Raw genomic sequence first — 13,792 nt, forward strand, 5'->3', positions numbered from 1 at the left:
ATCTGCGTAGGCCCACAACACGCCGACGACCGGGACGCGACCTGATTGCTGTGCACTCACTCGAAGCGGCCAAGCCGCCGCGCCGCCAAGAAGGCCGATGAATTCCCGCCGTCTCATACTCGCGTCCCCCGGGCGGCAATATAATAGCAGTACTCGCGTCGATGCGTAAGCGTCTGTTTCGCGCCAATGGTCTTCAAATGGGCAAGCGGCGGCTGCCTCGCCCGATCCGCCCGTCTACTACTTGGCGCGGTTACTCTCAGTAAAGCGGAGTGCTCCGGTGCCGCGATCCAAGGCGCGCACAAAAGCCTTTCAGGACGGGGGCAACCTTGTTTTGGGCAAGCAGAACCAGTGTGTCCGAGGCGGCACAGTCATGCGGCTTGATATTGCTGTCCCAACTTTAACATTGTGGGCCGGGCGGAGACTGGCTATTAAAATCCGGTTCTTCTTTTGTAGTCCGGAGAGGCGCCGTGGCGAGTATCTGGCGCGTTTCAATTGCTGGTCTATGCGGGTTGATGCTGGCGCATTGTGCGAGCTCGATCGACTTGGCCAAGTATAAGCTTGCGAATCCGAGTCGGCCTGAGCTGCCGCAGCAATCCTCTTCTGCGGATGATGTGGCGCTGGACGGTATGTCTCGGAGGCGGGAGTATTCCTCAAAAGCGCTGCCCGTGACAACTGGTTCACTGGCAAGGGCACCTGCGGACGCGGAGCGTGGTTCGGCTTCAGGGCGTCAGGTCGGCCCTGGCACGACCGCCAGAGCAGCGAGAACGGTGGGCCAGAGCGCGAGGTCTCCGTCGATAGACACCGGACCGGGGTTCCTCGATCAGCTCACTGCGGCGGATCCGGAAAACGCGTACTTGGCTGCCAAGACCAATATCTGCCGAGGTTGCTAAGTGTAAACTCTCGCGCGGATAACTGGAGACTCTTGCTCTTCATGAAGGCCGGGTGAGCTCATCTTTTCCACTTTGAGGGCGTCGTTCATGCAACCAAGCTCGCGAGTGGCGTTGCGGACGATCAATTGCTCCTATGTGCCCCAGCAGGATCGCGTTCTGGTTACGATAAATCCGGGCGAGCAGGACATGTGGGCGTGTTGGGTCACTCGCCGTTTGATTTGGGCACTGTTTGAGCGGGGGCGCCAGCTTCTAGCCACCACCTCAATTCTCGCAAAAAAGGCTCCGGCAGGAGCGCGGGATGAACTTGTTTCGTTCGAGCGCGACGCTGCCATTGCAAGTACCGCAAATGCGATGACCCCTACCGCCGCGGGTGTCCTTCAGGAAAGTGCCAGGTCCGCCGAGTTGCTCGTTCGTATCACCATCAAACCTGACAAGCATCGATTTCACCTGGAACTTGTCGCCGAGAGCTGCCAAGGAGTTGCAGGTGTACTCGCTCGCGACCAATTGCAACGGGTTTTTCTAATGCTTGAGATGGAAGCTAACAGAGCGCAATGGTTTGAGCGGCGAGAGAACTTGCCGGAAGCCGGGAAAGAGCGTGCTAGATCGACCCAACACTAAAGTGCGCGGGCGAACCCGTTTAGTGGAGCACAGGATTGCGGTTCCAACCCGAGTTTAGCAAACGGGCCTACTTGGTGCCGGCTCGATTTCATCCACAACGACGATGGATACAAATGGTCCCAGTCGGTTTGTACCGAAACCCACCGAAAGTGTTGGCAAGGCATCTGCCGATTGACTAATCCAAGCTTCGACCGAACCGTCGATGCCTCCAACGGTTGACGTTCGAGACTCGGGACGAAAGTGCGCTCTCAATGACGATCTATCGCCCCGGCAAGACGGCGAATCGCATTCGCTGTATGGATAATCTGCTCCCTTCTAATCCAGTCCGCATTGCAGTTCAGTTCGCTGCATCATTGGCTGGTTTGCTCGGTTGGTACGTCTATGCCTATTCGCAATCTCCCTATCGCCCGGGCAGCGGATCGCCCGTGGGCTGGTGGGGATGGTGGGATCAGTCCAACTACATGAAGTCGATGCTGGCGATCAGTCATTTCGACCTGTCGCCGACGTCGTACTTCGCTCCACCACTATATTCCTTCCTCGTCGCATTTTTGAGTTTTGTTGCACCACATCCGTTTGCGGTTGCCGACGGTCTTCTGCTGCTTGTGTATTTTGGAGTGATACTGACGATTGGATGGCGCCTATATGGCTACTGGATCACCATCTTTGTTACTGTGGCGACGCTGGCGGTTTTTTCAAAGATCACACTCGATCAATGGATCATTCCGTGGAACAGTTCCCTAAGTGCGGCGCTTCTGTCGGCGCTGTTCGTGATCTTTTTCTATTTTGATACGATGAGGGAGAGGTGGCGCCCCCGCTCAGTCGGGGAGTGGGGGGCGGTCGCTTTGTTTTTTGTCTGCTTCGGCGCCATGTTCGCAACGCGACCTCTCGACCTGTGTGTTGCCGCTCCCGTCGTCGTATCGTTTCTCGGCAATCTACTCAGGGCACGCCAGGCAGGAGACGTGACGAGATCGACGTTACCTTATGTGTCACAGGTTCTGTTAACGGCCGCAATCAGCGCATCTATAGTTCCGCTGCTCTATTTGGCCTTCAACTACGCGGTCTTTGGAAGTCCCTTCGGCGGCTACTTCGTGACCGCTGGTGCAAATGGCTATTTTCCACTGACCGCACCAAGGAAAGCCGTTTCGATCCTCCTGGACAGTTCCGCGTATGGAGAAGACGGACAGTCGCTGGTCGAGAATTTCTGGCCGGCGATGCTTGCACTGCCCGTGCTGGTCACGTCGCTGTTTTTTGCCAAAAGAATCGTCAGGATTATTTCTCTGTCTATTCTGTTGCAGTTTGCAATCTACCTGCCGTACGCAGATCTTCTGCCGGCCAATCTGATCCGATATATGACCATACACTATTTCAAATGGACGCTGCCATGGATGGCGCTTCTTGCTGCCGGTCAACTCTTGCATTGGCTTCAGCCGAGGGGCACTAAATCGGGCGGAGCAAAGGCAATTGCGTGCACAATCATCTTGAGCTTCCTGTTTTTTAATCTAGAAGTCGTAGTCCCCGATTTCGCTTACTATCGCGATAGCCGAAGCTCCGAACGGCATGACATACTAATCGATGTCGATCGCGAGAAGTGGTTTGACACGATCGACGTGAAGGACGGACCCAGGTCGTTTTCGGATCTGATGTTCGAACTGACCTACGTCGAGATAGACGGTCAACGGTTGCGTCCGGTTGCCGATTTTCGGATGTTTCCAGCGCAGTGGGGCACAAGAATTGTTTTTACTCGCACTGTGTACGGCGGAAAGGTGCGCGTGGTGTTCGCCCCCTGGACCAAAGAGCTGTCCTCTGGCCCAGGTATCTCAAGGATGGGAACGCAAGCTGTCGCATTTTGGTGCCGCATCAGATCATGTCGCGACCAAGACTTTGCGCGATCTCCGACTCCGGTGGAGGTGACTCCAACTGTGCCGCCACGTGAAAATGCGCACGAAAGAATGCGGATTGTATTCTCCAGCGGTGGAAATTCCGCAGCTTTCGTGAATCATGGGTGGGAAAAGCCGGAAGATTGGGGAACTTGGACGTCAACAGGGCTGGCAACCGTATCAGTTCCCGCGCAAAACATGCCGATTGAGCGTATACAGCTTGAGGTGACCGGGGTCTTGAGCGGCTTGCGTCCTTCCCAACCGCTCTCGGTCTCGATCAATGATTGCGTAGTGATCACGCGCAGTCTGCACTTCCCTGGAGATCTCGGCGCTAGTTTGATGTCCGCCGAGGTGCCGCCCAATTGCACCAAAGCAGATGCATCCAATGAAATAGCGATCGGGACAGATCAGACCAAGAGCCAGGCCGAAGTCGGTCGGATACTGGACGATAATCGGCAGCTCGGAGTTGGTGTTCTAGCGCTATCGATCTGGTAAACCGCCTGTGAGCGCCTACTCCAGCGCGCGACCGAACCGAGTGGATTTCGCCCGATCAGGAGGCGAGCTGCCTTCAATCGGCTTGCGTCCAAGTCTTGGACTTCAAGTCCAGCGCGCAGAGCCCGGCCTCTACGCCGTTGCGCTTGGCATAGCGGATGACCCGGGCCGCGTAGTCAGGAGCAAATGGTGTGTGAAGATCCCAACCATCGGGAGTGAAGGTCGTCATGCCATTGAGAGTTGGAATTTTCCGTATTTCTGCGATCAGCATCGCGTCCGCGCTATGACCATAAAACACATCAATGGCCATATTGCCTGACGGAGGAAGCTGCGGCACGGAAACATAGAAGCTTTTGCATTGTTGTGGGGCAGGCGGAATGCTGTCCAAGAACTGGAGCTGTGCTGTCCGATTGAGATCGAATGGAAGATCGTTTCGAATCTGCTCGATCGCGATGAACAGGAAAAGCACTGCGCCAACGAATGCCGGCAATCGGCTTAGCCCCATCATGGCGATCACGATGACGATGGGGGACAAGAAAAGCAGATAGCGCATGGGCACGCGGAGCGCCTTTGCTCCAGGTACAAAGCGCGCAAACAACTCCCAGACTGCCCGCTCTCCGAACTTTAGGCAGAGCAAGGCAACGATTGCGCACGCAATACTCAAGGCCAGCGCCATTGCTCTCGGTCGTTCGCGACTTGAATTGTACGTTGCTACGAGCCAGACAGTAGAGCCCAAGAACGTCAGTGAAAGGATAGGGGTAAATCCAGTCGAAAGTTCAGACGAAGTCAGCGGTGTTCCGGTAATCTTGGGGTAGATTGATGCTAGGACAGGCGACCAGACGACATTGCCGGTCCCGACATTCCACAGATCGATCCATCGACCGGCAAGGGATCGCAGGCCTTCGACACTATGGCCGTGACTGAGAGCCCGACCGTAGATTGCTAGCACGGCGACCACGGCGGCGCCGAGCGCGGCCAGCGCAAAAGCTACAAGGCCCGGATGACAGGTCAGGATCTTGGTGGACTTGGTGCGCGTTCGTTGATCCAGCGCGGCGATCGCCAAAAAATAGGCGAGCAAGAAGAAGCAAAAAATATAAAGTGAATAGAAAGCCGTGAGAGCCCAAAGTGCAATGAAAGCCGCGAGTCCCGATATGGCGAGCAGGATTGGCCATTTCCGTTCCCCCTTGAGCGTGGCCAAGTGCTCAAAGGCCGCGGAGAAAAGCAGGATGCCGAGTGGGAAGAACGATGCAAACAGCAATTGTGAGTGCGCCATGCGATAGGCAAGGTTCGTCACGATGAGAAAAAGAAATCCGCTGCCCATTGCATACGGAAGTCCGAGGCGGAGAACCTTTCTTGCGAGAATGATGGTGCTGACAGCGCCGACGACGCGAACGAGCCAGTTTACCAGCTCGTAGGCGAGATATGGATCGGTTCCCAATCCGCGAAACAGTGAGTAGGCGGCGCCGCTCAAGACATTAGATTCGTTGAGGGCCAGCGCACCCTTGAAAGGATAGAAGTAGATGGGGTCGAGCGGTCGCTCTTGTAGCTGATACACGTTGTGCCAATGCTCGAGCATGGCAATCATGATCTGACCGTCGTACGGGTCACTGGAGACCGATGAGAATCCCGTTCTGATGATCGGCCAGTAAATCAGGAAAATGCCAATGACGCATACGGCAGACGTCAGGCTTGCCCAGAGAAGCCAGGGCCGCTTAGTTTCTGAAGTGAACATCAGGTCAGACTGCGAGAGTTCTCGAACCAACGCTTGTCAGCGTTTGGCAAGAAAGAGGAAAAGATTCGACGAGAAAGGACCGAGCCGAAGTCCCGTGTACCCGATTTTATGATCGCAGTCGAACTGGTGCGCAATCCGCCGCAGCTTTTGCCAGCTCATCAGGATCAGATTTTGCTCGTCAGACCATGACGCCTTCCCGGTGCAAAGGCAGGCCAGTCTGAAGCTGATATCCGTGTATTGCAGCAGGGGAATGGCTGTGTGGTGCTCGATCGGAAAGAAGCGATGCGGCACCGTAACAAAAACGGTCTTCGCGATACGGAGCAATTCGCCCACCAAGTGAATTTGATGGTGGCTGCTACCAACGTGCTCAAGTACAGCGTTGGCTGTCGCGATATCGAAGGTGTCGTCGTCAAACGGCAGCCGTTCGTTCGCAGAAATTTGCTTGTAAGTGACTTCTGGAAATGCGCCCTGGAACTCGCTCGCTTCGCCAAGGCCACAGGCGGTGATATTGCCCTTGTACTGGTACTTTCGTTCGAGAAAATTGGCCGCATCCGAGATGACGTCCGAAACGCCGACATCCACAATGAGCGCTTCAGATGATGGATTTGTGTGCGCGAGAAAATCGGCGAACATGCGATCGCGCGCAGCAATCAACAATCTCTCCCCGAGAGAAGCAGGTTTGATGACTTCATAATACTTTCGATCGACGACATCGGACATGCTTCAGTCTTTCGCAATGTTAGCTCTATCCATGAGCACGAGAGGAGGCCGGGAGTCAGGCGCGAGGCTCGTGTCACTTCTGGGCAAAGCGGGGATAGACAGATAAGCCAGGCGTTTCATTTCCTGCCTGCTCCTTGTGACGACGTCGAGAATTAGCCCAGTGAACAAGCCGGTGAACCCAAGCATAACCAAACCGCTCGCAAGAACGGCAGTCGGAAGCCGTGGCACAAGTCCCGTCTCGAAATAGTCGAAGATGACGGGAAGGCCAAGCAAGAAACCTGTTGCCGCTATTGCCGCACCAAGCCACCCGAAGAAAAAGAGGGGACGCTCATTTTTGACCAGTTGCACGATCAAGTTCAGGATCCGGAACCCGTCGCCGTAGGTGCGCAGTTTGCTCACCGAGCCCTCAGGGCGGTCTTTGTAGCGGGTGGTCATCTCATCACTCGGCAGGCGTTGCTCGAGCGTGTGCACTGCGAGTTCGGTTTCAATCTCGAAACCGCTGGAGATCGCTTGGAAGGATTTTACGAAGCGTCTTGAAAGCACCTTATAGCCGGAGAGCATGTCCTTGAAGTTGTTGCCAAACGCGAGGGCAACTAAGCGGCTGATGGCATAGTTTCCGAATTTATGGCCGGGCCGATAAGCATTCTTGATTTCGGTCTCTCGGGCACCGTTGACGATGTCGAGGCCGCGGCTCACAAGCCGTTCAATCAGCAGCGGAGCCGCGCTCGCGTCATAAGTGTCGTCCCCATCAACGAGAACGTAAACGTCAGCTTCCACGTCAGCAAACATCGAACGAACGACATTACCCTTGCCTTGCAGTTGCTCGTTCCGAACGATGGCACCGGCTGCTGCCGCCAGTTCTGCTGTCTGATCGGTTGAGTTATTGTCGTAGACGTAGATTCTGGCGGTCGGCAATATAGTTTGAAAGCTTGCGACAACCCTTTCGATCGTCGCCGCTTCATTGAAGCAGGGGATCAATACGGCAATGTCCGGTTTGTGTGGAGCGCCCATGGCTATTCCTATCATGGCGGCAGGTAGCTCGTCATTACGGCAATCCGCATTCGAAGGCTGTTGCGAATATGCAACATTCCCTTTATTCAGATGATGCAAGCTGGCGCCGCCCCCGCGCCGCGTCGGCCAAAATGGACCAGGCGCCGCTCTACAGCTCGATCGACAGTTGGAAGCCAATCGCGCGAACAAGCCGCTCATGCGCGAAGGCGAGCCGTCCGTGCCTCGACTGGCGGCAGCACATGGAGATGCCTCGTGGTCGGGCGACCTCGAACCACCGCTGGGCTGAATTCGAGAACTGCGGGAAGAAGCGATCGCCGATGACAGCTCACTCGGCGGGTCCCAATTTGCCTCACGGCGAAAGGACGTCGGGCAGCGGTCCAAATCGCGGCGCCCCGGCTGCTCGCTGAGCGCAAGCACGCCTTCGTGACGATCTCGGTTCTCCGGTTTCCCGACGCCCGCGTGCTCCCGAGGGAGCCGGCGGCGTGACGCCGTATCCTAACGCTTGAGAGCGCAGAGTGCAGTCCCTGTCAAAAAAATAGGGCGCGCAAAACTTAGGTTCCGGGCGCGTTAGGGCACGGCGCGCTTGCTTCGACAATCCAAGTTCCGTTGAGTTATCGCAAACTCGAACATGACGAGGGGCGTACCCCTCGTCTCACCGCCACCGCAGTTCCCGCGAGTTTGCCTCTGGGCACGCTGGCTCCGCGCCGCCTCGCTTTAAGGAATAGGGGCCAATCCAGGGCGCCGGACAGGTGCGACCAGCAATCGCTTATTCTCCACGTTCGGCGCTGCTTCTCGTCAGAGATCTGCCCTTCACGACGTCGCTGTCACAGCGATCAATCAAGAGGCAAGCCGTTGCGGCGACCGCAACAGCATCTTGCACCGGCCCCGTGCGATCCGAAAGTCCAGTCCGTAGTCTAGCGATTGGTCGAAATCGATCTGCCAAATCTGTTTGCCGGGTCCAAGTTGCGGATTGGAAATAGCGGCGAACCGCGTATGTTGCCGATTTGATGACGAGCTAGCTGGAGAATGGGTCGGGTGTATAGGGCAGGGCGAGGATGACTCTGAATTTGCGTGCCGGGCTGGTAGCCCGAGTTCGGAAACACGTACTTTCATTGCCCGCCGTCGTGCTAGCTTTTCTCGGTTGGTATGTTCTGGCGTACGTCGACTCGGTCTATCGTCCTGGCAATGGGACTCCTATAGGCTGGTGGGGGTGGTGGGACCAATCCAATTACCTGAAATCAGTGATTGCCTTCAGTCATCTCGACTTTGCAGGTTCAGAGTACTTCGCGCCGCCTCTGTATTCGCTGCTTGTCGCATTCACGGGCTTTGTCGTTCCAAGCCCGTTTGCCGTGGTCGATACGCTACTCTTTCTCTCGTATCTGGCGGTGATGCTATCCATTGGAGCGCGGATTTACGGTAGATGGATAACGGTTGCCCTCGTCGTTCTGACGTTGGCTGCCTATCCGAAACTGACGCTCGATCAATGGGTCATTCCCTGGAACACCTCGCTGAGCGCCGCCTTGGTGTCGCTGCTTTTTGCTCTCTTCTTCCATTTTGCATCTAGGGCGGCTAGATGGAATCTAACATCCTCGTTCGACTGGACTAAAGCAGCTATTTTCTTTGTCGCATATGGCGCTATCTTTGCGACTCGGCCGCTCGACGTCGTTGTGTGTTTCCCGATGGCGCTCGTGTTTTTCTTAAAGGTGCTTGCGGCAAACTTCATCGGCGCCTCGCGCAAGCTGTCCTTTGCTGGCTTCTCATGGTTTTGCATAATCGTTGCCATTTCTGGATCGGCGATTCCAATTGGATATCTGGTATTCAATCACTTCGTCTTTGGAAATGCTTTGGGCGGGTACTTCGGAGCGGCTGGAGCTAACGGCTACTTCCCTCTCAGTGCTTTCAGGAAAGCAGTCTCGCTCCTTCTCGACAGCTCCGCGTACGCTGAAACCGGGCAGTCACTTGCTGAGAATTTTTGGCCAGCGATAATCGCCTTTCCCACGTTAGTTGTATCGCTCTTCTTCGCTCCGCTTACAGTGAGAATAGTCTCTCTTACTATTCTGCTGCAATTCGCAATATACATGCCCTATGCCGATCTGCTTCCGGCGAACCTCATTCGCTATATGGTTGTCCATTATTTCAAATGGACGCTTCCTTGGATGGTTTTGATCACCTGTGGGCAGTTCGTGCAGTGGGCCCGATCAGCCAGGGGCAAGCGGGGCGGCTTGATTCCTGTCGGAGCCTCGATCGGGTTGAGCATCCTTCTCGCAAATCTGAAAGTAGTGATTCCGGATTTCAGCTATTATCAAGACTGGAGGAGCGCGGAGCATCATGCCGTCTATTTGCAGGTTGATCCTCTCAAGCAGTTCGACACGATCGATATCAAAGGGGGGCCGAACTCATTCGCGGAGTTGATGCTGGGCTTTCAATACATCTATGTAGATGAACGCCGATTGCGGCCCATTGCGGACTATCGAATGTTTCCCGCGGAATGGGGATCAAGAATCATTCTTAACAGACCTATTCAGGGCAACAACCTGCGAGTGGTATTCTCTCCACCGGCAAAGGAGTTGCTGCCGGGCGCTGGCGTTTCGCGACTGGGGAGCCAAAAGATCTTTTTGCGTTGCTATGTTTCCCTTTGCGTCTCCCAAGAATTCGACGCGACTGCCGTCCCTGCCAAAGCAGCGTCGCCGAACCAGCACAAGAATGAAACGCTGCGGATATCATTTGCTGACACGGGTAACTCAGCAGAGTTTACGAAGGATGGTTGGTTAGCGCCAGAGAGTTGGGGCCGTTGGACTTCAGAGCAGCGAGCAACATTGCGTTTTGGCCGGCAGGCTGTGCCGGTAACGCGCATTGAACTCGAAGTAACCGGATTGCTCAACAGCCAACGTTCAATGCAGCCCATCGCCGTTTTGATCAATGGCTGCGAAGTTGGGAGGACCACCCTCAATTTCCCGGAGGACGTAGGGGGCAACTTGATCACCGCAGCCGTGCCATCGTCCTGTACAAAGACTTACGAAGACAATGAGGTCGTAATCGTTACAGACCGAACGCCGAGTCCGGCTGAATTGGGGACGTCAGGCGATGCAAGAAGGCTGGGAGTCGGGGTTCAGACCTTATCGATCTGGTAAATCGCGTGATCAATTCGAGGCAATTGTCGCTCCCCTGCTGTCCCGCACAGGGAACCACTGTAGGCAGCGCTCCCACAAGGCAGACAGCGAACTTTTCAAAATTGAAGCGGTTGCGTAGACGTCAACGCCATCAGTTGCTTTTTTGGCAAGATCAAACTCGTCCGATGTGAGTTCAACAGACGACAGGCCGCCTGGGCAGTATATCGAGATCACCTGGTTAGCGCGGACCTTCTTCGTCTGACAAATGCCGTCCTTGCTCGTCGCAACAACATCGATCAGCGGATACGTGGGGGGGGCAAACCACGGCTCCCAGTGACGGCCAAATGAGATCGAAGCTACGGTCGGATGGCCCGCAGGTACAATTACAACGCCCCGACCTATGTCGGCTGTGGACGCTGGAGTCGAGGAAACTCTCGATAGATCAAGCAATGCCGATAAAATCACAATTGCACAAACAGATGGCCAACATCTCCGCAGCGAGATGGCGAGCGCACATAGCGCCACAAGAACTATAGCCAAAAACAATAGCACTCGCGGAAGGACCAGATTGACGCCTTCGACAGGAATGAATAAGCCCGAATTTAGGTGCCCTATTTTCGTGAACAGGAACTCAAAAACTCGATCTGATTGTCGATTCTCTAAAGACAGGTTCGGCTGCAGGATAAAGATAAGCGTGTTGATACCGGTTAGCAGCGCGAGCATGCCAAAAATGAACTTGTTCAAGACGCCTCGGCAGTGGTCGATCCAATAGGCGAGGCCTACTGATAGGAGGGGAATGGAGGTGACCAGGAATCTTCCCGGCCAGCCCTCTCCGGGATTCTCGCCAATTGAGGTGGTCAACGCGACAAGAGCGAGAATGGTGCACTCGATGGCAAACCGCTCTCTACGGGCAGATGCGACCAGCAGCCCTGAATATCCAAGAACCCAAATAGGAGCATAGGGAAGGAGACCTTTGATCGTAACGAAATTGGTCCCGAGAACCTCGTAAAGCTCCCGAGGGTAGGGGGGATGTGCAGATGTCACAGATCCCTTTATCGATCCGTAGATATGGAAATTGAGCGCAGCTAAGATAAATGCGAACGATGCCGCCACTGCGAAAAGTGTCATGATCGTCCGCGGCGGGACAGACGATCTTACGCGGAGCAAGAACTCTGCGAATAGAGCAGCCCCCACAACCGAAGCTCGCAAATGAATGAATGGGATGAGCAGGATCGCGATCGCGCGAACCCACACGTTGCGACCTCGTTGAAGGCAAAAGAGACCGCCGCTTAGTGAGGCAAAGATAAAGATTTCAATCCAATAGGTGTGCAAATAGCCAAGTACCGGAAAAGACAAGGCTGCAACGACGATCGAGACTAGCGCTGCTCTTGTCGTAGCAATCTGTCGAATTGCTGCATACAAGAAAACTAACCCAACTAGCCCAGCGACTAGAGCAGATGATCGAAGCCCCAGTGCCCCGAAGGAAGATATGGGTGAAAGCAGGACGGCCAAGTATACCGGGTGTGCTAGATAAACATTGCTCCAATCGAGATAGTAGCCGAGCAATTCTTTCGATTCTTGCTTCCATTGCTCTTGCGGCATTATCAAATGCAGGGTTTGCCAGAAGCTCTTCGAGTAGAGCATGTATCTTGGCTCGTCACCCGTGATAGCCTGAACGTTGAGCGACACCATCATCGTGAAGACTGCAACGATTATCGCGGCGACATAGATTGCCTCTCGGCGCAAGTTGTTCATTGTTAATCAACCTGGACTAAGGCTTGCGGCTGAGGTTACCGCAAGTGTCGCTGCACCCGGATGCCCTCTTCGAATCAGGCCATTCCACCGTCAGGGATGATGGCATGCGGTCAGCGAGAACAACAGGTTTGAGACATATCGGTCATCAGTACTTCCAGTCCAGTTTTTTGAGCAAGTCATGGCTCTAGCGATGAAGGTCGGGGCGCTCTGTCACTCAGATTCACCTAGCCGGTCAATGTTGGTCATTTGCAAGCTGCCAAAATTCTCTGCTCTACAGCGCTCGGATTGCGAATAGACCACCTTCAGCGCTCCGCCAATTCCAGCGAGGTCGCGACACGGATGCGTTCCGGCCTGAATGCTGCTCAGGTGATGCTGGCAATCGCGGAGCCGACTGGGGGAAAAGGACTTTGCCTTTTGGAAGTACATTGAGGCAGGAAAATCGGCGGCCGCCCGAACTTCAACCCGGAAGACAATACTGATGCGTGGTTCTTTGTCGGAGGAGAGCCACTTGGTGCACATCAGACAAGTCGCGGCCCGCCGGGGCGTTCGAGACCGTACGAATGTCGCAGGCATCGTAGAGGGGTGACTACTTTCAACGTCAACCCTCTCTAACGTACGACCATCTGGATTTCTACACTATCCCTGCGGCGGCTGGACGCACCAGGCGGTCAAGTTTTCTCGGGTCCCCAAACGGACGAACACTACGGAAATCGCTCCACCAACGATTGCCGGACGCTGGCTCCCCGGGCTGGATTCGAACCAGCGACCATTCGATTAACAGTCGAATGCTCTACCGCTGAGCTACCGAGGAAGATAAGGGTGCCGCCCGATGAGTTTTGGGGTGGGTGGGGTCTCATCGGGCGGCTCGCGAGAGCACCATGGACGTCTTGGGGTATGAAATCCAGGGTAATCAGACTTTGCCCGACCGTATTCGAGATGCAACAGGACCCTGAAATTAAGCTTGCTTTGAAACCTTAACGCTTCGAGGGCACTCATGAGCGAAAAGACTTTGGTCCCGAGGCGTGCGTTGTCAGTGCACTTTTGCACGCTCGCCGTCGTATAAATTCCAAGGACCGATTCACATGATTAAAGGCTGGAACAGCCCATACCTGCGACCTCAGACGCACCGGAGCTGGGTAAGTCATTTCATTTCGGTATCATTGCAAACCCCGGTAGGGCCGCTGTTAAGAGCAGCGGCCCTTTGCATGACGACTGCGAGAAAGGCTCAGTTCGCAAGGCTGCCTACACCTTGGCCTGCTCTCCCGGGCAAGTGCCTTCGCCTCCTCCTCTTGGATCGCGGCACCGGAGCGCCCCCGCGTTACTAACAGTAATCGCGCTAAGAAGTAGACGGGCTGCCGAGCCGCGCGGATCGAGCCAGCCGCCGCTTGACCGTTTGAAGGCCATCCGCGCGAAACAGGCGCTTACGGATCGGCGCGAGTACTGCTAGTATTGCGTCCCGGGGGACGCAGCATGAGACGGCGGGAATTCATTGGCCTTCTTGGCGGCGCGGCGGCTTGGCCGCTCGGAGCGAGGGCACAGCAATCAGGTCGCGTCCCGGTCGTCGGCGTGTTGTGGGCCTATGCAGAC

At 55.3% G+C, this 13,792-nt stretch carries 7 protein-coding genes and 1 tRNA gene; 3 read left to right on the top strand and 5 right to left on the bottom strand.

Annotated features, from left to right (window positions below; all coding sequences use genetic code 11):
• Nucleotides 1-977 precede the first annotated feature (977 nt).
• Nucleotides 978-1,508, top strand: a complete 531-nt coding sequence (locus C7G41_RS36220) for a hypothetical protein (RefSeq protein ID WP_146159884.1) — start codon at nucleotides 978-980, stop codon at nucleotides 1,506-1,508.
• A 251-nt stretch (nucleotides 1,509-1,759) separates the two neighbouring features.
• Nucleotides 1,760-3,880 (top strand): hypothetical protein, encoded by a 2,121-nt coding sequence (locus tag C7G41_RS36225; RefSeq protein ID WP_146159885.1) that lies wholly within the window; start codon nucleotides 1,760-1,762, stop codon nucleotides 3,878-3,880.
• A gap of 73 nt (nucleotides 3,881-3,953) precedes the next feature.
• On the opposite strand, the gene C7G41_RS36230 is transcribed toward C7G41_RS36225, so the two are convergent.
• The 3 genes from C7G41_RS36230 to C7G41_RS36240 are packed head-to-tail and all read right to left on the bottom strand — an operon-like array spanning nucleotide 3,954 to nucleotide 7,439.
• Entirely contained in the window at nucleotides 3,954-5,609 is a 1,656-nt protein-coding gene (locus C7G41_RS36230) for a hypothetical protein (RefSeq protein WP_106946993.1), read from the bottom strand.
• 36 nt (nucleotides 5,610-5,645) lie between these two features.
• Nucleotides 5,646-6,329, bottom strand: a complete 684-nt coding sequence (locus C7G41_RS36235; protein WP_106946994.1) for a class I SAM-dependent methyltransferase — start codon at nucleotides 6,327-6,329, stop codon at nucleotides 5,646-5,648.
• 3 nt (nucleotides 6,330-6,332) lie between these two features.
• Entirely contained in the window at nucleotides 6,333-7,439 is a 1,107-nt protein-coding gene (locus C7G41_RS36240) for a glycosyltransferase family 2 protein (protein ID WP_306768095.1), read from the bottom strand.
• Nucleotides 7,440-8,395: 956 nt separating this feature from the next.
• Here C7G41_RS36240 and C7G41_RS36245 point away from each other — a divergent pair.
• Nucleotides 8,396-10,471: a hypothetical protein gene (locus C7G41_RS36245; RefSeq protein ID WP_146159886.1), complete on the top strand. Its 2,076-nt coding sequence runs from the start codon at nucleotides 8,396-8,398 to the stop codon at nucleotides 10,469-10,471.
• A 9-nt stretch (nucleotides 10,472-10,480) separates the two neighbouring features.
• Here the strand turns inward: C7G41_RS36245 and C7G41_RS36250 are convergent, their stop codons facing one another.
• Nucleotides 10,481-12,205: a hypothetical protein gene (locus C7G41_RS36250; protein ID WP_106946997.1), complete on the bottom strand. Its 1,725-nt coding sequence runs from the start codon at nucleotides 12,203-12,205 to the stop codon at nucleotides 10,481-10,483.
• Nucleotides 12,206-12,941: 736 nt separating this feature from the next.
• Nucleotides 12,942-13,016 (bottom strand) — tRNA-Asn (locus tag C7G41_RS36255).
• Nucleotides 13,017-13,792 lie beyond the last annotated feature (776 nt).

It is taken from the genome of Bradyrhizobium sp. MOS002 (assembly GCF_003020115.1).
Taxonomy (GTDB): Bacteria; Pseudomonadota; Alphaproteobacteria; order Rhizobiales; family Xanthobacteraceae; genus Bradyrhizobium.

Coding starts and splice junctions, on each gene's coding strand:
- C7G41_RS36245 (WP_146159886.1), top strand. CDS start 8,396: ATGACTCTGAATTTGCGTGCCGGGCTGGTAGCCCGAGTTCGGAAACAC.
- C7G41_RS36230 (WP_106946993.1), bottom strand. CDS start 5,609: ATGTTCACTTCAGAAACTAAGCGGCCCTGGCTTCTCTGGGCAAGCCTG.
- C7G41_RS36220 (WP_146159884.1), top strand. CDS start 978: ATGCAACCAAGCTCGCGAGTGGCGTTGCGGACGATCAATTGCTCCTAT.
- C7G41_RS36235 (WP_106946994.1), bottom strand. CDS start 6,329: ATGTCCGATGTCGTCGATCGAAAGTATTATGAAGTCATCAAACCTGCT.
- C7G41_RS36225 (WP_146159885.1), top strand. CDS start 1,760: ATGACGATCTATCGCCCCGGCAAGACGGCGAATCGCATTCGCTGTATG.
- C7G41_RS36250 (WP_106946997.1), bottom strand. CDS start 12,205: ATGAACAACTTGCGCCGAGAGGCAATCTATGTCGCCGCGATAATCGTT.